The sequence below is a fragment of the Azospirillum sp. Marseille-Q6669 genome, assembly GCF_965111635.1.
The window spans coordinates 106371-127660 of the sequence record NZ_CBCOOP010000004.1 but is presented as its reverse complement, the minus strand read 5'-3'; the positions used below and the strand labels follow the sequence as shown (position 1 = coordinate 127660).

The following is a 21290-nucleotide window of genomic DNA, read 5'->3' as shown; positions in this document are numbered from 1 at the left end:
GCCGACGCTTCAGACAGCGGGGAGCCCAGCCATGGGAGACTGGCTGATCGAGACCGAGCATCTGTGCAAGGATTACCGGCTGGGCAACGTACCGTTGCGTGCGCTCGACGACGTATCGGTTCGCATCGCCCCTGGCGAATTCGTCGCCGTCATGGGACCATCCGGTTCGGGCAAGTCCACCTTCATGAATCTGCTCGGCTGCCTCGACAGCCCCAGCGGTGGCCTCTACCGCCTCGACGGCCGTGACGTCTCGCATCTTGCTCCCGATGAGCTGGCGGTGGTGCGCAATCGCTTGGTCGGTTTCGTATTCCAGGGCTTCAATTTGTTGCCGCGCACGCCGTCGGTCGAGAATGTCGAGCTGCCGCTCGTGTACGCCGGAGTTTCAGCACCCGAACGGCGCCGTCGTGCCTTGGTCCGGCTGGCCGAGGTCGGTCTCGCCGAGCGGGCATGGCATCATCCCTCGCAACTCTCGGGCGGCCAGCAGCAGCGTGTCGCCATTGCGCGCGCGCTGGTCAACGACCCGCTGCTGATCCTCGCCGACGAGCCGACCGGCGCGCTCGACTCGCGCACCAGCGTCGAGGTCATGGCGCTGTTCCAGACCTTCAACGCGCGCGGCATCACGGTTATTCTGGTGACGCATGAACCGGACATCGCCGCCTTCGCCCGGCGCACGCTGCGCTTTCGCGACGGCCGGCTGATGGACGATCGGCCGGTGGCGGCGCCCCGCGTGGCCTCCGAGGTGCTGGCGGGCTGGCGCCCGGCGGAGGCAGCGGCATGAACCTCCTGTCGTCGATCCGCATCGCGCTTGCCGCGCTGCGCCTCAACCTGATGCGCAGCGTGCTGACGATGCTCGGAATCATCATCGGGGTGGGATCGGTGATCACCATGATCGCGGTCGGCGCCGGGGCGGAAGCCCGCATCGCCGAACAGATCAACAGCCTCGGCTCCAACCTGATCGTGGTGGTGTCCGGCGCCATCACCTCGGGCGGCGTGCGTCTCGGCTTCGGCACCGAGATGACGCTGAGCGAGGATGATGCGCAGGCTCTGGAACGGGACATTCCCGAAATCCTGGTGGCCGCACCGGGAGTCCGCGGCAGCGCGCAGGTCATCTACGGCAACCTGAACTGGTCGACCGTGATCGTCGGCTCCACCCCGGACTTTCTGACGGCGCGGGACTGGGGCGTCGTCCAGGGCCGGCCCTTCGAGCAGGCCGATCTGGACCGGGCCGCCAAAGTGGCGCTGCTCGGCCAGACGGTGGCCACCACGCTGTTCGGCAATGCCGACCCCGTCGGTCAGATGATCCGCATCAAGAAGGTGCCCTTCACGGTGGTCGGCGTGCTGGACCGCAAGGGGCAGAGCATGCAGGGGCAGGACCAGGACGATACCATCGTCATGCCGCTGAGCACCGCGCGCAACCGCGTTCTGGGAGCCAGCGAGGTGAACCGGCGGGCGGTGGGCGCCATCCTCATCAAGATGCGCGACGGCGCCGACATGCACGCCGCCGAGGTGCAGATCCACGGCCTGCTGAGGCAGCGCCACCATCTCCAGCCGGCGCAGGACGACGATTTCTGGCTCCGCAACCTGTCGGAAATCGCCCAGGCACAGGAGGCGTCGTCGCGCGTGCTGACCCTGCTGCTGGCGGCGGTGGCCTCGGTGTCGCTGGTGGTGGGCGGGATCGGCATCATGAACATCATGCTGGTCAGCGTCACGGAGCGCACGCGGGAGATCGGCTTGCGCCTCGCCGTCGGGGCGCGAAGCCGCGACATCCTGAGCCAGTTCCTGATCGAGGCGCTGACCTTGTCCCTGACCGGCGGGCTGGTCGGAATCGCCGCTGGCGCGGCGGCCTCCTTCACCATCGGCCATTGGGCGCACTGGCAGACGGAACTCAGCCTGTCGGCCATCCTTCTGGCCGTTGGCTTCGCTGCGGCGGTCGGTGTCTTCTTCGGCTTCTACCCGGCCCGCAAGGCTTCCCGCCTCCAGCCGATCGAAGCTCTGCGCTACGAGTGACGGGGTGAGGCAGCGGGACGCAGCGTGCAAGGAGACGGGCGGCATGGAAAACGATCCCGACAGCATCGCTCTGGCCAGCCAGCCACTGGACTCCCTCCTCGCCGGGATCGGAAGCACGGCGGGCGGGCTGAACGGCGCCGAAGCGGACGCGCGGTTGACCCGCTGCGGCTCCAATGATCTTTCGGCGGTGCGGCGGAGACCCGTGTGGCTCCAATTTCTCGACCGCCTGCACAACCCTCTTCTGATCATCCTGCTTCTGGCCAGCGGCTTCTCGGCCATGGCCGGCGACTTCTACAGCTTCGTCATCGTCGTGATCATCGTGTTCGTCAGCGTCGTTCTCGACTTCGTCCAGGAGGTCCGCGCCAACAACGCCATCGAGGACCTGCGCCGCTCGGTCGCGCTGCGGGCCAGAGTCCTCCGCGATGGCCAGGAACGCGAGTTGCCGGTCGAGCGGCTGGTGCCGGGCGACGTCGTGCAACTGGTCGCGGGCGATCTCGTGCCGGCGGATGCCCGGCTGATCGAGGCGCGCGACCTCTTCGTAAACCAGTCGCTGCTGACGGGCGAGCCCTATCCGACCGAAAAGCACGCGGCCAACCTGCCGCACGCCGCCGATCCCAGCGAGGCGACCAACATGCTGTTCATGGGCACGTCGGTCATCAGCGGCACGGGACGGGCGGTGATCCTGCGGACCGGACGCGCCACCCTGCTCGGCGCGATGGCGCACAGCCTGAGGGCGCCGCCGCCGCCCACCGATTTCGAGATCGGCGTGCGCCATTTCGGTCTGCTGATCCTGCGTGTGACCGTGTTCCTGGTGCTGTTCGTGCTGCTGGCGAACGTGCTGTTCCACAGGCCCTGGCTGGAATCGCTGATGTTCGCGGTCGCGCTGGCGGTCGGGCTGACGCCGGAATTGCTGCCGATGGTCGTGACGGTGACTCTGGCCCGCGGCGCCCTGCGTCTCGCCGAACGCAAGGTGATCGTCAAGCGGCTGACGGCGCTGCACAATCTGGGAGCCATGGATGTCCTGTGCACGGACAAGACCGGCACCCTGACCGAGGCGCGCATCCGTCTGGTCCGGCACATCGACGCCCAAGGAGAAGACAGCGACGGGGTGTTCCGGCTGGCCTGGCTCAACAGCCGCTTCGAAAGCGGCATCCGCAGCCCGCTCGACGACGCCATCCTGGAGCATGGCCAGCCGGATGCCGTCGATTGGCTCAAACTCGACGAGGTGCCCTTCGACTTCGAGCGTCGGCGCGTCTCCGTCCTTCTGGAGCGCGGCGGACAGCACCTGCTGATCGTCAAAGGTGCGCCGGAGGATGTCCTGCGCCTGTCCACCCAATACGAGCCGGGGCCTGGGCGGCCGAGCGCCTTCGACACCGAGGCCAGGGCGCGCGTCCAGCGCCTGTTCGAACAGTTGAGCGACGACGGGTTCCGGGTGCTCGGCATCGCCTCGCGCGTGGTCGGGCCGGACCAGCGGGAAGCGCGGGTCACGGACGAGACCGAACTGGTGTTCGCCGGCTTCGCCGCCTTCCTCGACCCGCCCAAGGCCGACGCGGCGGCGGCCGTGCACGCCTTGTCGAAGGCAGGGGTCGCCGTAAAGATCCTGACCGGTGACAACGACCGCGTGACCCGGCACGTCTGCCGCGATCTGGGCATTCCCGTGACCGGTCTGATCACCGGCGACGAGCTGCGCGCCATGAGCGAGGAGGCCCTCCGCTTGCGGCTCGCCGAAGTGAACGTGTTCTGCCGGCTGTCGCCGCCGCAGAAGCAGCGCGTGCTGCTGGCGCTGAAGCAACGCGGGCACGCGGTGGGCTTTCTCGGCGACGGCATCAACGACGCGGCGGCGCTGCACGCCGCCGATGTCGGCATCTCGGTTGACGGCGCCGCCGATGTGGCCAAGGACGCGGCGAGCCTGATCCTGCTGGAACACGACCTGTCGGTGATTCATGGCGGCGTGCTGGAAGGCCGCCGTACGGTCGAGAACGTCACCAAATACATCCTGATGGGAAGCAGTTCGAATTTCGGCAACATGCTGAGCATGGCGGGCGCCGCGCTGGTCCTGCCCTTCCTGCCGATGCTTCCGATCCAGGTGCTGCTGAACAACCTGCTCTACGACGCGTCGGAGATCGGCATCCCCTTCGACCGCGTCGATCCGGAAACCATCGTCCGCCCGGTCCGCTGGAACATGGATCTGATCCGCCGCTTCATGCTCATCCTGGGGCCGGTCAGTTCCCTGTTCGATTTCCTGACCTTTTATGCCCTGCTGACCATATTCGGTGCCGGGGAGGCGCTTTTCCAGACCGGCTGGTTCGTGGAATCCCTGGCGACCCAGGCGCTGATCATCTTCGTCATCCGGACGCGGCGGTCGCCGCTGGTCAGTCGGCCGCACCCACTTCTGGCGGCCTTGTCGGTGGGGATGGTCCTGCTTGCGGCACTCATCCCGCTGAGCCCGCTCGGCCCCCTGTTCGGCTTCGTAAGCCTGCCATTGGGTTACTTCATCTTCCTGGCGGGGACCGTCGCTGCCTACCTGATTTTGGCCGAGAGCATCAAGCGCTTGTTTTATCGCTGGTATGGACGACAGGCGCGACGAGGGGCGATGGCAGCGGGCCAGTTCCCGCACGGACCGTCCAGCCGGCGGTCCGAGCACCGAGCGCACGATGCCTGACGATACGATGATTCACGCGGTGCAGCACGAAGCCGCGGTGCGGGGAGGCCGGCCCGAGCCGTTGCCGCCATCGATCGCCAGCTATGTGTGGCGCCACAGCGGGAAACACCAAGTCGGGCTGTCGGTCCTGTCCGCCATGGTCTTCCTTTTGAGCGTGTGGCCACTTGAAATCCAGAGGCGCATCGTCAACGATGCCATTTCGTCCGGATCGCTTTCGGCGATCGTGGGGCTGTCCGTCGTCTATCTCGGCATCGCCATTCTTGAAGGCGTGCTCAAGTTCATCCTGAACCTCTACCGTGGCTGGGTCAGCGAAACGGCGGTGAGGCACCTGCGCATGACAATTCTCGGCTTGTGCGGCCATGCCTCACAGTCGGGCGCTTCGCATGAACAAGGTGGTGTGGCGATCGCACTGGTCTTGTCGGAGGCGGACCCGGTCGGGAGTTTCGTCGGCATCAGCCTGTCGGAACCCCTGTTGCAAAGTGGGATCCTGGTCAGCGTGCTCGGCTACATGGCTTATCTGCGGCCGGAGTTCGCGTTGGCGAGCACGCTGCTGTTCCTGCCGCAGATGATCTTTGTTCCGCTGATCCAGCGGGCGATCAACCGCCGGGCCGCCACGCGCATCCGAACGTTGCGCCGCATCACCAGCGGCATGGCCGCTGGAGGGGCTGCTGGGAGTGACAGTTCCGATGACCGGGCGCAAACCGCTCGGGTTGACGCCGTCTTCACCTTGAACATGGGCATTTACACGCTGAAGTTCGGGATGAATTTTCTGATGAATTTGATGAACCACCTTGGCGTCGCGGCAGTCCTCTGCATCGGCGGCTGGTATGTGGTCCAAGGGATCATCGACGCAGGAGCGGTCGTCGCCTTTATCTCCGGCCTCGCCAAAATCGTTGATCCGTGGGGTGAGCTCATCAATTGGTATCGTGAGGCGACGGTGAGCGGGGTGAAGTACCGCCTGATCGAAACCGCAGTTCGGCAGATCGCCATCGGTGCCGACTTGACGGGGCGGCTGTTTCAATAGGAGCGTCACCCCTCTTCGGAGAAGGCATGGCCAAGTCTGCCGAACAACGATGGTTGGAGCGATCATTGGGTCATGGCACGGTTTGCGATGCCTGACGCCAAAGGCGGAAAGGAACGCCCTTAGCGGGGATACGGCAGCACAGCGACGAGTGGGCAATATCTCCGAGTCTTTGTCTTTATTTGCATGAAGCGCTCGGGAGGCCTCATGATCAAGAACATCCTCATTCCGGTCGGCGGTCTTCCCACCGATGCGGCGCTTCTGGAAGAGGCCTTCGCGCCGGCGTGCCTTTTCGCGGCCCATATCGAGGCCCTGCATATTCGGCGCGATCCGCGCAATGGAACACCTCGATAAACCGGCCTTGGACGAGGGTCGAGGCCGATGGAAGGGCCGCACCGGTGGGGAGGCAGCGTTCTTTGGGGGCTGAACTTCGGATTTTGGCTGAAATTGGCGATGCCGATCTTCACCGTCGCATGACTGAGGCCGATGGTGCGGATGCACAGCGCCATGCGCGCCTTCTGTTCGGCGCGATCACCTGACGGCGCCGATACCGCGGTCCCACGTGACCACTATCCGATGTGCGGCCGAATCCAATGAAGTCCAACTGCTTTTGACGACGATCAAGGCTGCCCGTTCTCCACGCTCGCAGCATTCATATCGCGCCCGAACCACCAACTGATCCGACGGAAGCGACAGTGCCAATGAATGAAGCCCAAATCGGACTGCTGATCGTCTCGCCGCTGCTGATCGGTACGGTTGTGCTTCTGCATCGCCAGGGAGTCATGACGCGAAGCGGCGCCGCGCTGGCCGCGCTGGCTTCAGTAGGCACGGTAGCGTGGCTATTCTTTACTCAATAATCTGGGTCCGCTTTCGGGGTAGCGCGCGTCGTGGATCGTGCAGATTGCCATCGGCAAGCACGATGAGATGCGTCGCTCCAGGAGGACATTGCTGGACTTGCCGAGCGACGCTGCTGGTCACAGCACCGTCTTCTGCTCTTAAAGTCGCACGCCAGCCCGACGGCAGACGCAAACGAAGCTGTGCCGTCACGTCCGGTCCGCCTCCCGCTTAGACGGAGTTGTCGAAGATCGAATCGCCCAGCAGGACGATATGCGGCATCGATGCGGATGAAACCATGCAGGTTCTCCCTCAGTGCCATTGCTAACAGCGAACAACGGTCTTCCTTCCTATTCCGAAGCGGAGTTCTCTCCATCTTCCTGCGTCCTCTGGTCGCCTAGCCCACGCTGGCGCGGAAGGCGTTTACCGTTGCGCGAGGGTGCTTGAGTGCGGCTCGAGCCCAATTGCACATCAACGCCGAAACAGGGACTTCGGGAGACAGGGTGCGCCTCAAGCCCGATCGGGCCGATTCACTGCCCCAAATTTCTTCTTGACCTCAAGCGGGCTTGAGGTTTTAGCCTGATCGTATTGGATCTGGCATGCCAGAGCCGATTGCAATACGGACTGCGAAAGGCAGCGATCCCCAACGCACCAAGGGAGGCGTGTGTGATCTCTCCGACATCCGTCAATTGGACCATGCTCAACACGTTGCGTGCCATGCCGGGTCCCGAGGCCACGACACCTCCGGTCTCGCTGCTGGCCATCACGAAGGCGGCAAGCTTGAAGCCGGCCGCCGTGAGGCCGGCACTCTGCGAATTGGTCAGGCAGGGTTTTGTCCAGGAATACGCAACACAGTGCGGCAAACAATATGCAAGAACGAAAAAAGGTAATCAGCGAATATTGGAAATAAAGGGCTGGCTTCGGTAGCCGTTCAGAGGCATGCGGGAATCAGCGGCCCGCACCCTCCACTCCTGCTCGCTGCAATGACGAACGGATTGGTCACGCCGCCGGGCTCCGTGTGCCTGCGGCTCAACAGGGAGAGACGGCATGGGCAAGGCACTCGAAGGCGTGCGGGTTCTGGACTTTACCCACGTTCAGTCGGGTCCGACCTGCACGCAGCTTCTGGCGTGGTTCGGCGCCGACGTCATCAAGGTCGAGCGTCCGGGCGAGGGCGACATCACGCGCGGCCAGCTGCGCGACGTGCCCGAGGCCGACAGCCTCTACTTCACCATGCTGAACCACAACAAGCGGTCCATCACGCTGGACACCAAGAACCCGGACGGCAAGCGCGTCCTGGAGGATCTGGTGCGCATCTGCGACGTGATGGTCGAGAATTTCGCCCCCGGCGTGCTCGACCGCATGGGCCTGACCTGGGAGCGCATCCAGGAGCTGAACCCCCGCATCATCGTCGCCTCGGTCAAGGGCTTCGGCCCCGGTCCCTACGAGGACTGCAAGGTCTACGAGAACGTCGCGCAGTGCGCCGGCGGCTCGGCCTCGACGACCGGCTTCGACGACGGCCCGCCGATGGTCACCGGCGCCCAGATCGGCGACAGCGGCACCGGCCTGCATCTGGCGCTGGGCATCGTGACGGCGCTCTACCAGCGCACCCAGACCGGGCGCGGCCAGAAGGTGCTGGCGGCCATGCAGGACGCCGTGCTGAACCTCTGCCGCGTCAAGCTGCGCGACCAGCAGCGGCTGGAGCGCGGCCCGCTGAAAGAGTACCCGCAGTACCCCAACGGCGCGTTCGGCGACACCGTGCCGCGCGCCGGCAACGCCTCGGGCGGCGGCCAGCCGGGCTGGATCCTGAAGTGCAAGGGCTGGGAGACCGATCCCAACGCCTACATCTACTTCATCACCCAGGCGCCGGTCTGGGCGAAGATCTGCGACGTCATCGGCAAGCCGGAATGGGTCACCGATCCGGATTACGCGACGCCCGCCGCGCGCCTGCCGCGCCTGAAGGACATCTTCGCGACCGTCGAGGAATGGACCATGACCAAGACGAAGTTCGAGGTCATGGAGATCCTGAACCAGTACGACATCCCCTGCGGCCCCATCCTGTCGATGAAGGAGCTGGCGGAGGACCAGTCGCTGCGCGAGACCGGCACCATCGTCGAGGTCGATCACCCGACGCGCGGCAAGTACCTGACGGTGGGCAACCCAATCAAGCTGTCGGACAGCCCGACCGAGGTCACGCGGTCGCCGCTGCTGGGCGAGCACACCGACGAGATCCTGCGCGAGGTGCTCGGCTTCGACGAACGCCGCATCGGCGAGGTCCGCGACAGCGGCGCGCTCGGTGCCGCGCGCAGGCCGCTGACCACTGAGTAGGACAGGCGGCGGTCCTCCCCGGAAAGGGCAAACGCAATGGCCCGTCAGCGCATCACCGGCGACGCGTTGCAGGAGGCCGCCGCCCCCGAAAATCCATCCGAGCTCACCTCCAAAACGTGAGCCGACCAGTTTGCAAAGGAGGAAAGGCCATGGCCGCAGTCATCGATCCGCTCCACACCGAGCGCCCAACGGATGTCGTCCGCCGCCTTCTCGACACCGCCAAGGCCGAGGGCCGCAACGCGCTGACCGCGCCGGAAGCCAAGCAACTCTGCGATGTGTACGGCATTCCAGTGCCGAAGGAGGGCTTGGCGACGAGCGCCGACGAAGCCGTCACCCTCGCCGAGGGCATGGGTTTCCCGGTGGTCATGAAAATCGTGTCGCCGCAGATCCTGCACAAGACGGAAGCCGGCGGCGTTCTGGTTGATCTCCGGAACGCCGATGCCGTCCGCCAAGGCTTCAGGACGATCATGGCGAACGCCAGCGCCTATGACCCCGGGGCGGAGTTGATCGGTGTGCAGGTCCAGCAGATGCTGCAAGGAGGCGTGGAGGTGATCGTCGGTTCCATCACCGACCCGAGTTTCGGCAAGCTGGTGGCCTTCGGCCTGGGTGGCGTGCTGGTCGAGGTGCTGAAGGACATCACCTTCCGCCTCGCCCCGGTCACCCGCGAGGAAGCCCTGTCGATGCTCGATGGCATCCAGGCCGCGGAGATGCTGAAGGGCGTGCGCGGCGGCAAGGCGGTCGACCACGAGGCGCTCGCCGATGTGATCGTCAACGTCTCGCGCCTCGTCAACGAGGTGCCGGAGATCGTCGAACTCGACCTCAACCCGGTCTTCGCACGCGAGAACGGAGCCACCGCCGCCGATGTGCGCGTGGTCCTGGATTTCGCGGCCAGGACGCCGCGCTACCGCCCGTCGCAGGAGCAGATCGTCCGGCAGATGAACCGGATCATGAAGCCCGAGGCGGTGGCCGTCATCGGCGCCTCGGCCGAGGATGGGAAGATCGGCAACTCGGTGATGAAGAACCTCATCAATGGTGGCTACAAGGGCCAGATCTATCCGATCCATCCGAAGGCCGACAACATCCTCGGCTACAGGGCCTACAAGAGCGTCAAGGACGTGCCGGGCGACATCGATGTGGCGGTGTTCGCCATTCCGGCCAAATTCGTCGCCCAGGCGTTGGGTGAGGTCGGTGAGAAGAGGATCCCCGGCGCCGTGCTGATTCCCTCGGGCTTCGCCGAGACCGGCAACGTCGAAGGGCAGGAGGAGATCGTCGCCATCGCGCGCAAGCACGACGTGCGGCTGATGGGGCCGAACATCTACGGTTTCTACTACACGCCGAAGAACCTGTGCGCCACCTTCTGCACGCCCTACGACGTGAAGGGCAAGGCGGCGCTGTCGTCGCAATCGGGCGGCATCGGCATGGCGATCATCGGCTTCAGCCGCTCCGCCAAGATGGGCGTTTCGGCGATCGTCGGACTCGGCAACAAGTCGGACATCGATGAGGACGACCTGCTGTACTTCTTCGAACAGGACGACAACACCCAGGTCGTCGCCATGCACTGCGAGGACCTGAAGGACGGCCGTGCCTTCGCGGAGGCCGCCAAGCAGGTTTCGAAGAAGAAGCCGGTGGTCGTGCTGAAGGCCGGGCGCACAGCCCTTGGCGCGCGGGCGGCCAGTTCCCACACCGGCGCGCTCGCCGGCAATGACAGGATTTACGAAGACGTGCTGCGGCAGTCGGGCGTGGTCCGGGCGCGCAGTCTGCAGGACCTGCTGCAATTCGCCCGTGGAATCCCGGTGCTGCCGACGCCGAAGGGCGAGAACGTCGTGATCATCACCGGTGCCGGCGGATCGGGTGTGCTGTTGTCGGACGCCTGCGTGGACAATGGCTTGTCGCTGATGGCGATGCCGCCGGACCTCGACGCCGCCTTCCGCAAATTCATCCCGCCTTTCGGCGCCGCCGGCAATCCTGTGGACATCACGGGTGGCGAACCGCCGTCGACCTACAAGAACACCATCCGGCTTGGCCTGGAGGATGACCGCATCCACGCGTTGATCCTGGGCTACTGGCACACGATCATCACGCCGCCAATGGTGTTCGCCAAGCTCGTTGTCGAGGTGAAGGAGGAGATGAAGGCGAAGGGCATCGAGAAGCCCATCGTCGCTTCGCTGGCCGGCGACGTCCAGGTGGAGGAGGCCGCGAGCCACCTGTATGACCACGGTGTCGTGGCTTACCCCTACACGACCGAGACGCCGGTTGCGGTGCTGGGCGCCAAGTACAAGTGGGCTCGCGCGGCCGGGCTGGTTTAGTAGCGTTTGGATCCCGGAATGGGCAATGATCCGCGTTCTGCTTGGCAGGGCGAGTGTGTTCATAGCGTAGATGCGAAAAACGGGGAGCTGGCGATGAGCAGGGAGCATCGCCAGCACAAAGGGCTGCACAACCGGTTCTGTTGCAGGTTTTGGCTTCCGCCTGAACTGCACCGTGTTTCCCGGAGGCCATTTGGCTTGAGTCACGCCGCCATGGCGACGTTCTCGGTTTGAGCGGTGCGGCAACGCGAGTACCTGAACAACATCGTTGAACAGGACCATCGGCGCATCAGGCCGCCGGTCCGGCCGGGGCTCGGGTCCAAGAGCTTCCGCGGAGCGCGTCGGACGACCACTGGTTACGAGATCATAGCCACGGTTCGCAAGGGCCAGGTCCGGGTTGTTTCGGTCAACGACATGCCAGCCCAGGCATCTTTCATCGTCAGCCTGTTCGGTCCTGCCGCCCGACGATACAGGCGCCGCAGCCCTCCGCGCCCGTCACCAAACTTTGCAACAGAACCTTCAGCGCTCCTCTCAGCGCCCTTTTGCGCCAGCGTCAGAGCGGGCGAGCACACCCATTTCCGCCACAGCTTGAGCCAGTGTCTGAGGCGAAACGGCACCTGCTGAGTCGGACATGGCCTGCGCTCACTCCGGCAACCCAGCCAGTCTCAGTCCCTCCGCAAACCGGGTGAGATCCTCGGGACGGTGGATCGGCAGCCACTCCCTGAGAGTGGAGACGCGCAAGGACGGGTCGAGCGCGCGCAATTGCTGCATCGTCTGCCGCCCGTCCTCCGTCCGCCCGGCGAGTGCGTGACTAGCCGCCGTCAGGGCGATGGCGACCAGGAGGCTGGGCAGGTTCCCCAACGCCTTGTCCGCCCAGGCCACGGCGCAATCGTAGCGCCCGGCGAAGAAATGCGCGAGCGCCGTCCCCGCCTGCATCCGGAACATCTCCGGGTCCAGCGGGCTCAGGCGGGCGGCATGGGCGAAATGCTCGCTCGCGCTTTCCGTTTCACCGCGGAAGGCGCGCAGGTAGCCGCCGAGGAACCAGGCGGGGGCGAAATTGGGGTTGAGCAGCACGGCCCGGTCGATGAGCGCGATGCCGCCATCGAGATCGCCGGCGAAGTGACCAAGCGCGTGCCCGGCTCTCGTCAGCGCGACCGCGTCGTCGCGGCCGAACTCCACCGCCAGCCGCGCCAGCCGCACCCCTTCGGCGATCTCCAGGGGGCGGTCGGTCATCCAACCGTTCACCTTGCGCCAGAGATGGCACCAGGCCGCCCCGCCATAGGCCGATGCGAATTCCGGGTCGAGTCCCGTCGCCTTGTGGAACAGGGGCAGCGCCGCGTCGATCGCCTCGCGGGTTCCGCTGTGCAGTTTCGCCATGCCGCGGAGATAGTAATCGTAGGCGTCCAGGCTTTCCGTCGGCTTGCGCTTGGCGCGTTCGATCTCCGCTCGCTCGAGCTGCGGCGCAATCGCGCCGACGACGCTTTCGGCGATCCGGTCCTGCAGCTCGAAAAGGTCGTCGAGCATGCCTTCGAAGCGCTCGGCCCAGAGATGCGTACCGCTCGTCGCGTCGATGAGCTGCCCGGTGATGCGCACCCTGTTCCCGGCCTTGCGGACGCTGCCTTCGAGCACGTAACGGACGCCCAGCTCGCGGCCGACGTCCGTCACATCCACCGCCCGGCCCTTGTAGGCAAAGCTCGAGTTGCGCGCGATGACGAACAGCCAGCGGATGCGCGACAGGGCGGCGATGATGTCCTCCACCACGCCGTCGGCGAAATAGTCCTGCTCCGGGTCGCCGCTCAGGTTCTGGAATGGCAGCACGGTGATCGAGGGCTTGCCCGGCAGGACCGGCCCGGACGGGGTCTCCCCGATCGCGCCGACCTCGGCCGCCCCGGCTTCAATCGCGCCGACTTCGATCGCGCCGACGAAGCGGAACCCCTTGCGGGGGACCGTGCGGACCAGGCGCTGCGCCCCACCGCTGTCGCCGATGGCCTTGCGAACCGCATTGATGTGGCTGGTGATGGTCGATTCGGAGACAGTCCGTCCGTTCCACACCGCCTCCAGCAGGTCGTCCTTGCTGACGACCCGGTCGCGGTTGCGGACGAGATGCAGCAGCAGGTCGAAGACCTGCGGGCCGACGCTCACGACCTGTCCGCTCAGGGTCAGTTCCCGGCGCTCCTGATCGAGCACACATTCTCCGAAACGGAACTGCAAGGCCTGCACCTCCCTGGATCGAGCGTCCTCGTCTCCCTGTCCGGGGCGACGGGTGAACGATGTGCGCCCTTGATAGCACGGCGCCGCGTTGCCGGCTGCACCGTTCGCGTCAAGGCACGCCGCGCCGTATGGCTTCCTTGGACGGAAATCCAAGCGTCCTTGGAGGGCAATTCAAGCCCGCCGCAAGGACTTCCGCGGCGCGCGCGGGCACTCTCCATTCCATCGACGGCGCTGGTTTCCGTCGAGAAGCGGAGAGCCCCCATGAAGATCGTCGTCATCGGAGGCACCGGCCTCATCGGATCGAAGCTGGTGCAGACCCTCCGCGAGCGCGGCCACGATGCGCTCGCAGCCGCGCCAAAGACGGGCGTGAACACCATCACCCGTGAGGGCTTGGCCCAGGCGATCGACGGAGCCGCTGTCGTCGTCGACGTGGCGAACGCCCCGGTTTGGGAGGACAAGGCCGTCCTCGACTTCTTCGAGACCTCGGGCCGCAATCTGCTCGCCGCCGAAGCGGCCGCCGGTGTCCGCCACCATGTCGCCCTTTCGATCGTCGGCAGCGAACGGCTTCCCGACAACGGATACTTCCGGGCGAAGGTCGCCCAGGAAGGCCTCATCAAGGCGTCCGGCATTCCCCACACCATCCTGCGCGCCACGCAGTTCTTCGAATTCGTCGGCGGGATCGCGCAGTCGGCCACCGTCGGCGGGGAGATCCGCCTGTCGCCGGCGCTGATCCAACCGATCGCCTCCGATGACGTGGTGGCGGCCCTTGCCGAGGTCGCGCTCGCGTCGCCGGTCAACGGCACGCTCGAAGTCGCCGGTCCGGAGGCGATCCCACTCGACGAGCTGGTCCGGCGCTTCCTGCAGGCGACGAAGGACACGCGCAAGGTCGTGCCGGACATCCACGCGCGCTACTTCGGGGACGTTCTCAATGATCAATCGCTGACCCCCGGCCAGAACCCCCGCCTCGGCACCATCCGGTTCGAGGACTGGCTCGGCTGGCAAACCGCGCGCTGAGGGGCTTCGAACACACCCGGCGGCGGCCATGGGCCGGCGAAGCGGGAACCGCAATCAGTTGTTGTCAGGAAAGGCAAAGAACATGGCACGCTTGGCTTGGTACGAGGTTGCGCCCGACGGCGCGAAGGTTCTCTTCGGCGTCCATCATTACGTCACGAAGAGCACCAACCTGCCCGAGGAACTCATCCACCTCGTGTTCCTCAGGGTCTCGCAGATCAACGGCTGCGCTCACTGCATCGATCTGCACAGCCGCGACCTTCGGAAGACCATGTCGATCGACAAGGTCACGCTGGTGCCGGTGTGGGAGGAGGTCCCGCACCTGTTCTCCGACACGGAGCGCGCAGCCCTGGCCTGGGCCGAGGAGGTGACCCGCGTCAGCGAAACCCACGCGTCCGACGCCGCCTATGCGGCGGCAGCGGCGGCGTTCGAGCCGAAGGATCTGGTCGATCTCACCATCGCCATCGCTGCGATGAACGCCTTCAACCGGCTGGGTGCCCCTTTCCGTCTCCCGGTGGCCGCCAAGGCCTGAGCCGATGCGGATGGGAGCGGTGGCGACCGGCGGCGAGGCCGCCGGTGTCGGGCACCATGTCCTCCTGTCCATCGTCAACACCGACCGGATGCCCGAAAACGGCTATTTCCGGGCAAAGGTTGAGCAGGAATGGCTGGTCGCGGCCTCCGGCATTCCCCACACCGTCGTTCGCGCCACCCGGTTCCCGGAATTCTTCGTCGCCGTCGCCGCCACCCACACGGGCGGCGACACGGTGCGGCTGGTTGGATCCGGGGAAGCTGCAGGTGATGCTGGCGGAGGCGCCACGCCAGTGGAGCCGGCTTTCCCCAAGCGAGCAGAATTCCGGCAATAAACATATATTCCTATTGCATCTTAAGCGGCGCCAATACATTCATTTAAAATGAATGTTTAATCTGGCGGGGACCTCCTCGCCGCCACAATCCGAGCGGGGCAATTGCCCCCGCCAACCCCGGAGCCCATTCGCCAATGCCCCTCACTCAGCAGACCGTCGCGATCGTCAAGGCCACCGTTCCCATTCTCGCCGAGCATGGAACCATCGTCACGCGGACGATGTATCAAATCCTGTTTCGCGACCCCGAGGTCGCCGCGCTGTTCAACCAGTCGCATCAGGGCGAGGAAGGCGCACAAACCAAGGCGCTCGCCAATGCCATCCTCGCCTATGCCCGCAACATAGACAATCTCGGCACCTTGACGCCCATGGTCGAGCGCATCGCGCAAAAGCACGTCGGGCTGCAGATCCTTCCGGAGCATTATCCTCATGTCGCAGCCGCCCTCCTCGGAGCGATCCGCGAGGTGCTGGGCACCGCCGCGACGGAGGAGGTGCTGGATGCGTGGGGAGAGGCGTATTGGCATCTGGCCCGCATCCTGATGGGAAGGGAGGGGCGCATCTACGACGCCCTCGCCAATGAGAGCGGAGGGTGGAGCGGCTGGCGGGACTTCGTCGTCACGCGGCGGGTCAGGGAAAGCGGGACAATCACCTCCTTCCATCTGTCGCCGAGTGACGGCGGCCAAGTGATCCGACATCGGCCTGGGCAATACCTGACGTTCCTGCTTCCCCTGCCGGGACGTGCGCCGCTGCGCCGGAACTACAGCATCTCCGCCGGTCCCGACACCCTCGGCTATCGCATCTCCGTGAAGCGGGAGCCCCACGGCGCCGGTTCCAATTGGCTGCACGACCATGCCCAGGAAGGGACCGCGCTGCAGGTATCCCCGCCCGCCGGCGACTTCTTCCTGCCCGAACAGCCGGAACGGCCGGTCGTTCTGCTGAGCGGCGGCGTCGGGCTGACGCCCATGGTGAGCATGCTCGAGGCGATCGCCGCCGCTCCGACCACGGTGGAAGCGCATTACGTCCATGGCACCCTGAACAGTGCCACCCACGCCATGGACGAGCACATCCGCAGGCTGGCCGCGTCGCGGCCCGGCATCAGGGTGTCAACCTTCTACAGCGACCCGCTGCCCGGGGATCGGTCGGGCGTTTCCCATGACACGGCCGGCTTCATCACGGTCGAGTGGCTGCGGGCGAACACGCCGTTCCACGACGCCGACTTCTATCTGTGCGGCCCGAAGCCGTTCCTGAAGGCCTTCGTCGGCGGTCTCGCCCTCGCTGGCGTGCCGCGCACTCAGGTGCATTACGAGTTCTTCGGCCCCGCGGAGGATCTTGAGGCCGCTTGAACTGCCTGTCCCGGTCGCGAGCCCGGCTCCGCCTCCCCCCGTTCAGCCGCGGCATGGGGGAGGGGTGGCTGCGGCAGGCCGAGCAGGGATGCCATGCTGCGGCGATGGCGGACAATGTCGGCCAGCGTGTAGTCGTCAAGGACGGCCAGGAACGCCTGCAATGCCTCGTGCAGGGCGGTGCGCAGGTTGCAAGCCGGACTCAGCCGGCAGACGGCGGTGTCCTTCAGCGCGCCCATGCAGTCGACGATGGCCATGTCCTCCTCGGTGTAGCGGACGACGTCGCCGATCCGGATCTGCTCGGCCGGACGGCCCAGGCGCAGCCCGCCGTTCCGGCCCCTCACGGTTTCGACGTAGCCGCCCCGTCCGAGGTCATGCACGACCTTCATCAGGTGGTTTTTTGAAATGCCGTACACCTGTGCGATGTCGCTGATGGTCGGCAGCCCCTCCTGTCGCACGGCCAGGTACATGAGCACGCGCAGCGCATAATCCGTATAGCTCGACAAGCGCATCGCCAACCAAACCTGCATAGGGATTGCATCAATATAGCCAAGCGGCCTGGAGCTTGCAATCAACCGATCCGATCTGTCCGGATAGGAAGGAACCCAGCTCCGTCAGGGGGGCTTCAGCGGTCGCAGCCACGCGGGTTGCGGCATTCTGTCTCTGAAAAAATATTCATTTTTTGAATCTTAAAGCGCGAAACATCATCCCATCCCAACCGATACCAGCGCTTCAGCCGGCCTGCTCCGGAGCCGACCCCGAGCCCATAGTCACTCAGGAGAATGTTTCATGGCTTTGCACTGCCTGACCCTGCACGTCGGCCTCGGGGGTTCCGTCAGCTTTCGCCCCGGCTTGATCAGTGCGGCGGTGCTGCCATAGAGAATCCCCTCCCTCTTGAAAAAGGCACATGCGCTGCCCGCACTACCACTCGATGGCGACGACCGAGCGTACGGGCTCGGTGCTGAGCCGGCGGCAGGTGCCAACCGACATCGTCATTCTGATAGTGCTCTGGAGGCTGCGCCTGAAGCTGAGCTTGCGGGATTTGGCCGAGGTCCTGCTGCTGCGAGGCTTTGTCTTCTCTCATGAGGCGGTGCGCGAATGGGAGGCCAAAATCGCCCCCTGCTCACCGATGCCTTGCGTCAGCGTCGTCGATGCAAGATCGGCCGGAGCTGGTACGTGGACGAGACCCACCTGAAGGTCGGCGGACGGCGGCGTTACCTGCACCGGGCCATCGACAGTGATGGCGCCCTGTCGACGTCTGCCTCATTGAGCACCGCGACCAGGTCGCCGCTGAACGGTTCTTCCGCTCGGCCGTGGCGGTGACGGTGACGGGCATTACACCGGAGGCGATCACCTCTGGCAAGCACGCCGCCTATCCCCCAAGCCTTCGCGGAAGTGTTCGGGAATGCCGTCGACCACCGCGCTTCCAAGGACAAAAACAACCATTTGGAGCAAGATCACCGTGGGATGAAAGGGCGGACACAGCCGATGCGCGACTGTCGGGCGATCAACTTCTGATCGTGGGACCGCGCTCCGAAGCGACCTGTCTGTCCGCCCCCGTCCGGTAGCGCGCCGGCGAGACCCCCATGATCCGCCGGAACGTGGCGCTGAAGGCGCTGTCCGACAGATAGCCGAGCGAGGCGGCGATGACGGAGACGGGTTCCTGCCCTTGCCGCAGCCGCGTCGCGGCGAGGCGCATGCGCCAGCGCAGCATGTAATCGATCGGGGGAACCCCCACGCGTTCCCGAAAGGCGGCGGCGAAGCTGGAGCGCGACTGCCCGGCGATGCCCGCCAGTTCCGCAAGCGTCCAGTTGCGGCAGGGCTCGGCGTGGATGGCGCCGAGGACCCGGCCGATCGAGGGATCCAGGCTGGCCGCCAGCCAGTTGGCGCCTTGCGGCGGCTGCTCACTCAGATGCGTCCGCAAGGCGTGGACGAACATTAAGCGCAGCAGGTCGTTGCAGGCGAGCTGAGACCCCACCGTCCCGCCGCGCCATTCCCGATCGAGCTGCTCCAGCAGCCAGCCGACCGGCGCGGCCCCCGGGGCTTCGCCGCGGATCATCAGCAGCCCCGGCAGCAGGTCGAACAGCAGGCCACCGTCCAGCCGGTCGAACCGCACGCTGCCGCTGAGGAACCGTACCTCGTTCCCGTCGCCGCCGGGCGTGCCACTTCCCGCGTTGACGCTGGCCTCACCGCCCGGCGCATGAAACACTTCCGCGGCCGGGACGGGGGGCAGGTCCGGCGCGCTCGCCAGGATGAAGCCACCGCGCACCACCACGAAGCAATCGCCGGCATCGAGGCGCTGCGGCGCTTCCGGCCCATCCGGCCGGATCCAGCAGGTGCCCGCTGTCACCACATTGAACTTGATGGCGTTCGGCGGCTGGAAGCGGATCGACCAGTCACCCCTGGCGGCGAGGCGCGCGGAGCACAGGGTCTGGGCCTGCATCAGGCGGAGCACATCCGACAGCACGTCGGCGGGCGCGTTCTGGACGATCACGACAGGATTCCGGACGTGGCTGAATGGATCATCCCGCGCATATAGGTGACAATGCCTTCCGACACCACACCCTGCGAAGAGGCCCTATGATATCCCCCGACCAGACACCCATCGGGTCCGGCTTCGGTCCCGCCACCACCGCCGCCGAGGCCGTCCGCGGCATCGATCTCCGCGGGCGGGTGGCGGTGGTCACCGGAGGCTATTCCGGCATCGGGTTGGAGACGACGCGCGCGCTCGCCGAGGCCGGCGCAATGGTCATCGTACCGGCCCGGGATCACGCCCGGGCGGCGGCGGCGCTGGCCGGCCTCGACCGCGTCGAGTTGGAGGCGCTTGACCTCGCGGACGCCGCCTCGGTTGCCGCCTTCGCCCAGCGCTTCCGCGAGACCGGGCGGCCGCTGTCGATCCTCGTCAACAGCGCCGGCATCATGGCGACGCCACTTTACCGCGACGCCGACGGGCGCGAGGGGCAGTTCGCGACGAATCATCTCGGCCATTTCCGGCTGACCCTGGCCTTGTGGCCGGCGCTGCTCGCGGCGGGACGCGATGCGGGTGGCGCGCGCGTCGTGTCGGTTTCGTCGCGTGGCCACCAGATCGCCGGAATCGACTTCGACGACCTCGATTTCGAACGGCGCCCGTATGACAAGTGGATCGCCTACGGCCAGTCCAAGACCGCCAACGCACTGTTCGCCGTGGCCCTGGATCGCCGCGGTCGGGAGCACGGGGTGCGTGCCTACGCGCTGCATCCGGGACAGATCCTCACCGATCTGAGCCGCCACCTGAGCGCCGAGGAGATCGCCGGTTTCGACGCCCTGGACGCGGAGGGGCGCCCGCGCATCGACCCGTCCCGCGGCATGAAGACCGTCGCGCAAGGGGCGGCCACCAGCGTCTGGTGCGCGACCAGCCCGCGGCTCGATGGCCTCGGTGGGGTCTATTGCGAGGATTGCGACGTCGCCCCAGTCCATAGCGCGGCGACGGGGCGGCGCGGCGTGCATCCCTGGGCCGCGGACGATGCGCTTGCCGAGCGGCTGTGGCGCGTCTCGGAGGCCCTGACCGGCGCCTCCCCGCCCTGATCCGTCACGGCGCCATCTGCCGGAACTGGCGCCGAAGCTCCTGCGGGGTCTGGTCGAGAACGCGCAGGAAGCTCTGGCACATGCGGTCCGGGTCGATGAAGCCGACGAGGCGGGCGATTTCCGCGAAGGTCTGCCGGCCGTCTTCCACCATCGTCCGCGCCGCCTCCACCCGCATCCGCTCCACGGCCTTGGCCGGCGTCATGCCGGTGGAGGTGGTGAAGGCGCGTCCGAACTGCCGCACGCTGAGATGCGCCACGTCGGCCAGCCGCTCCACCGAGAGATCCGCCGCCAGATTCTCCCGCGCGAAGCTCAGCGTGCGGCGGATGCGGTCGGACCCCGGATCGAAGTCGAGCAGGGAGGAATACTGGTACTGGCCTCCGGGGCGCCGGTAATAGACGACAAGCATGCAGGCAAGCGACCGCGCCGCTTCCTGGCCCAGATCCTCCTCGATCAGGGCGAGCGTCATGTCGATCCCCGCCGATAGGCCCGCTGACGTCCAGACACCGCCGTCGCAGGTGTGGATGCGGTCGCCGTCCACCCGCAGGTTCGGGTAGCGCGCCTGGAGCCGCGGCGCGTAGAACCAGTGGGTGGTCGCCGGCCGCCCGTCGAGGATGCCGCTCGCGGCGAGGATAAAGGCCCCCGTGCAGACGCTGGCGATCCTCCGGGTGCGGGGCGCCGCCGCCGCGATGGCCGCCGCAAGGGCCTTCACCGATGGCCCTTCCGGCGGTTCCGGCGCGCCGACCACGATGAGCGTGTCCGCCGGGCTGTCGGCGCAGGCTTCGGCGCCGGCTTCCGGCAAGGGGTCGGTGATGACCTCCAACCCGCAGGAACTGCGCACCGGACCGCCCGCGACCGAGGCAACGGAGAGTTGGTAGCGCTCCCCGCACAGCCGGTTGGCGAAGGAGAAGGCATCGAGCGGCCCACCGAGATCGAACCGAGATCGAGCAGCACGAAGCCCGGATGGACCAGGAAACGCACGTGACGGGTCATGTCCGAAATCCCGGGAATGACGCCCTTTGAGACATCATCGACGCGCGATAGCCTGCGGTCAACCGAGCGTCCCATGACCAACCCGCCTCGTGCCGAACCGCCCCTTTCAGACCCGGCGGACCCGGTCCGCCGCAAGCTCCTGGGCTTTGGAGCGGGTACCGC

The 21290-nt window shown here is 66.2% G+C and carries 20 protein-coding genes and 1 pseudogene; 16 read left to right on the top strand and 5 right to left on the bottom strand.

Annotation, left to right across the window (positions count from 1 at the left end):
- Positions 1-31 precede the first annotated feature (31 nt).
- The 9 genes from ACWPXE_RS21985 to ACWPXE_RS21945 all read left to right on the top strand — a co-directional run bounded on the left by ACWPXE_RS21985 (position 32) and on the right by ACWPXE_RS21945 (position 11776).
- On the top strand, positions 32-778 hold the full coding sequence (locus ACWPXE_RS21985) for an ABC transporter ATP-binding protein (RefSeq protein ID WP_237907111.1): 747 nt from the start codon (positions 32-34) through the stop codon (positions 776-778).
- On the top strand, positions 775-2007 hold the full coding sequence (locus ACWPXE_RS21980; RefSeq protein WP_454019491.1) for an ABC transporter permease: 1233 nt from the start codon (positions 775-777) through the stop codon (positions 2005-2007). The genes ACWPXE_RS21985 and ACWPXE_RS21980 overlap by 4 nt, the downstream gene beginning before the upstream one ends.
- A gap of 43 nt (positions 2008-2050) precedes the next feature.
- Positions 2051-4669 carry a magnesium-translocating P-type ATPase gene (gene mgtA, locus ACWPXE_RS21975; protein ID WP_454019490.1) on the top strand — a complete coding sequence of 873 codons (2619 nt, stop codon included), beginning with the start codon at positions 2051-2053 and terminating at the stop codon, positions 4667-4669.
- A complete protein-coding gene (locus ACWPXE_RS21970; protein ID WP_454019489.1) occupies positions 4662-5693 on the top strand; it encodes an ABC transporter transmembrane domain-containing protein in 1032 nt (343 codons plus the stop codon). Before mgtA ends, ACWPXE_RS21970 begins: the two co-directional genes overlap by 8 nt.
- A 204-nt stretch (positions 5694-5897) precedes the next feature.
- Positions 5898-6044 (top strand): hypothetical protein, encoded by a 147-nt coding sequence (locus tag ACWPXE_RS21965; protein WP_454019488.1) that lies wholly within the window; start codon positions 5898-5900, stop codon positions 6042-6044.
- Between the two features lie 347 nt (positions 6045-6391).
- Positions 6392-6547, top strand: a complete 156-nt coding sequence (locus ACWPXE_RS21960) for a hypothetical protein (RefSeq protein ID WP_454019487.1) — start codon at positions 6392-6394, stop codon at positions 6545-6547.
- A 1024-nt stretch (positions 6548-7571) separates the two neighbouring features.
- Entirely contained in the window at positions 7572-8849 is a 1278-nt protein-coding gene (gene frc, locus ACWPXE_RS21955) for a formyl-CoA transferase (protein WP_454019486.1), read from the top strand.
- A gap of 149 nt (positions 8850-8998) precedes the next feature.
- Entirely contained in the window at positions 8999-11155 is a 2157-nt protein-coding gene (locus tag ACWPXE_RS21950; protein ID WP_454019485.1) for an acetate--CoA ligase family protein, read from the top strand.
- Between the two features lie 234 nt (positions 11156-11389).
- The gene (locus ACWPXE_RS21945) at positions 11390-11776 is read left to right on the top strand and encodes a DDE-type integrase/transposase/recombinase (RefSeq protein WP_454019484.1); all 387 of its coding nucleotides are present in this window, start codon (positions 11390-11392) and stop codon (positions 11774-11776) included.
- An 18-nt stretch (positions 11777-11794) separates the two neighbouring features.
- On the opposite strand, the gene ACWPXE_RS21940 is transcribed toward ACWPXE_RS21945, so the two are convergent.
- Positions 11795-13339 carry a winged helix-turn-helix domain-containing tetratricopeptide repeat protein gene (locus ACWPXE_RS21940; protein ID WP_454019483.1) on the bottom strand — a complete coding sequence of 515 codons (1545 nt, stop codon included), beginning with the start codon at positions 13337-13339 and terminating at the stop codon, positions 11795-11797.
- A 285-nt stretch (positions 13340-13624) separates the two neighbouring features.
- Here ACWPXE_RS21940 and ACWPXE_RS21935 point away from each other — a divergent pair, with 285 nt between their 5' ends.
- The 4 genes from ACWPXE_RS21935 (at position 13625) to hmpA (ending at position 16577) form a co-directional block, all read left to right on the top strand.
- A complete protein-coding gene (locus ACWPXE_RS21935) occupies positions 13625-14377 on the top strand; it encodes an SDR family oxidoreductase (RefSeq protein WP_454019482.1) in 753 nt (250 codons plus the stop codon).
- Positions 14378-14459: 82 nt separating this feature from the next.
- A complete protein-coding gene (locus ACWPXE_RS21930) occupies positions 14460-14906 on the top strand; it encodes a carboxymuconolactone decarboxylase family protein (protein ID WP_454019481.1) in 447 nt (148 codons plus the stop codon).
- Positions 14907-14925: 19 nt separating this feature from the next.
- On the top strand, positions 14926-15237 hold the full coding sequence (locus tag ACWPXE_RS21925; protein ID WP_454019480.1) for a hypothetical protein: 312 nt from the start codon (positions 14926-14928) through the stop codon (positions 15235-15237).
- Between the two features lie 134 nt (positions 15238-15371).
- The gene (gene hmpA / locus ACWPXE_RS21920) at positions 15372-16577 is read left to right on the top strand and encodes an NO-inducible flavohemoprotein (protein WP_454019479.1); all 1206 of its coding nucleotides are present in this window, start codon (positions 15372-15374) and stop codon (positions 16575-16577) included.
- On the opposite strand, the gene ACWPXE_RS21915 is transcribed toward hmpA, so the two are convergent.
- Positions 16535-17086 carry an Rrf2 family transcriptional regulator gene (locus ACWPXE_RS21915; RefSeq protein WP_454020047.1) on the bottom strand — a complete coding sequence of 184 codons (552 nt, stop codon included), beginning with the start codon at positions 17084-17086 and terminating at the stop codon, positions 16535-16537. The two genes, hmpA and ACWPXE_RS21915, sit on opposite strands and share 43 nt — an antisense overlap.
- A gap of 419 nt (positions 17087-17505) precedes the next feature.
- Here ACWPXE_RS21915 and ACWPXE_RS21910 point away from each other — a divergent pair, with 419 nt between their 5' ends.
- Together ACWPXE_RS21910 and ACWPXE_RS21905 are read left to right on the top strand one after the other, a co-directional pair.
- Positions 17506-17769, top strand: a complete 264-nt coding sequence (locus ACWPXE_RS21910; protein WP_454020062.1) for a hypothetical protein — start codon at positions 17506-17508, stop codon at positions 17767-17769.
- Positions 17673-17897, top strand: coding sequence for a DDE-type integrase/transposase/recombinase (locus tag ACWPXE_RS21905; protein ID WP_454019478.1), 225 nt, complete (start codon positions 17673-17675; stop codon positions 17895-17897). Before ACWPXE_RS21910 ends, ACWPXE_RS21905 begins: the two co-directional genes overlap by 97 nt.
- Positions 17898-18081: 184 nt before the next feature.
- Here the strand turns inward: ACWPXE_RS21905 and ACWPXE_RS21900 are convergent, their stop codons facing one another.
- Positions 18082-19068 (bottom strand): AraC family transcriptional regulator, encoded by a 987-nt coding sequence (locus ACWPXE_RS21900; protein ID WP_454019477.1) that lies wholly within the window; start codon positions 19066-19068, stop codon positions 18082-18084.
- Between the two features lie 86 nt (positions 19069-19154).
- On the opposite strand from ACWPXE_RS21900, the gene ACWPXE_RS21895 reads away from it, so the two are divergent.
- Entirely contained in the window at positions 19155-20138 is a 984-nt protein-coding gene (locus ACWPXE_RS21895; protein ID WP_454019476.1) for an oxidoreductase, read from the top strand.
- Between the two features lie 4 nt (positions 20139-20142).
- Here ACWPXE_RS21895 and ACWPXE_RS21890 read toward each other — a convergent pair whose 3' ends face one another.
- Both ACWPXE_RS21890 and ACWPXE_RS21885 read right to left on the bottom strand, forming a co-directional pair.
- On the bottom strand, positions 20143-20544 hold the full coding sequence (locus ACWPXE_RS21890; protein ID WP_454020046.1) for a helix-turn-helix domain-containing protein: 402 nt from the start codon (positions 20542-20544) through the stop codon (positions 20143-20145).
- A gap of 48 nt (positions 20545-20592) precedes the next feature.
- Positions 20593-21033, bottom strand: a pseudogene (locus ACWPXE_RS21885) (DJ-1/PfpI family protein); the annotation flags it as partial.
- Between the last annotated feature and the right edge of the window lie 257 nt (positions 21034-21290).

Coding starts and splice junctions, on each gene's coding strand:
- ACWPXE_RS21930 (WP_454019481.1), top strand. CDS start 14,460: ATGGCACGCTTGGCTTGGTACGAGGTTGCGCCCGACGGCGCGAAGGTT.
- ACWPXE_RS21910 (WP_454020062.1), top strand. CDS start 17,506: ATGGCGACGACCGAGCGTACGGGCTCGGTGCTGAGCCGGCGGCAGGTG.
- ACWPXE_RS21935 (WP_454019482.1), top strand. CDS start 13,625: ATGAAGATCGTCGTCATCGGAGGCACCGGCCTCATCGGATCGAAGCTG.
- ACWPXE_RS21895 (WP_454019476.1), top strand. CDS start 19,155: ATGATATCCCCCGACCAGACACCCATCGGGTCCGGCTTCGGTCCCGCC.
- ACWPXE_RS21985 (WP_237907111.1), top strand. CDS start 32: ATGGGAGACTGGCTGATCGAGACCGAGCATCTGTGCAAGGATTACCGG.
- ACWPXE_RS21960 (WP_454019487.1), top strand. CDS start 6,392: ATGAATGAAGCCCAAATCGGACTGCTGATCGTCTCGCCGCTGCTGATC.
- ACWPXE_RS21915 (WP_454020047.1), bottom strand. CDS start 17,086: ATGCGCTTGTCGAGCTATACGGATTATGCGCTGCGCGTGCTCATGTAC.
- frc (WP_454019486.1), top strand. CDS start 7,572: ATGGGCAAGGCACTCGAAGGCGTGCGGGTTCTGGACTTTACCCACGTT.
- ACWPXE_RS21980 (WP_454019491.1), top strand. CDS start 775: ATGAACCTCCTGTCGTCGATCCGCATCGCGCTTGCCGCGCTGCGCCTC.
- ACWPXE_RS21890 (WP_454020046.1), bottom strand. CDS start 20,544: ATGCTTGTCGTCTATTACCGGCGCCCCGGAGGCCAGTACCAGTATTCC.
- ACWPXE_RS21970 (WP_454019489.1), top strand. CDS start 4,662: ATGCCTGACGATACGATGATTCACGCGGTGCAGCACGAAGCCGCGGTG.
- mgtA (WP_454019490.1), top strand. CDS start 2,051: ATGGAAAACGATCCCGACAGCATCGCTCTGGCCAGCCAGCCACTGGAC.
- hmpA (WP_454019479.1), top strand. CDS start 15,372: ATGCCCCTCACTCAGCAGACCGTCGCGATCGTCAAGGCCACCGTTCCC.
- ACWPXE_RS21905 (WP_454019478.1), top strand. CDS start 17,673: ATGGGAGGCCAAAATCGCCCCCTGCTCACCGATGCCTTGCGTCAGCGT.
- ACWPXE_RS21950 (WP_454019485.1), top strand. CDS start 8,999: ATGGCCGCAGTCATCGATCCGCTCCACACCGAGCGCCCAACGGATGTC.
- ACWPXE_RS21965 (WP_454019488.1), top strand. CDS start 5,898: ATGATCAAGAACATCCTCATTCCGGTCGGCGGTCTTCCCACCGATGCG.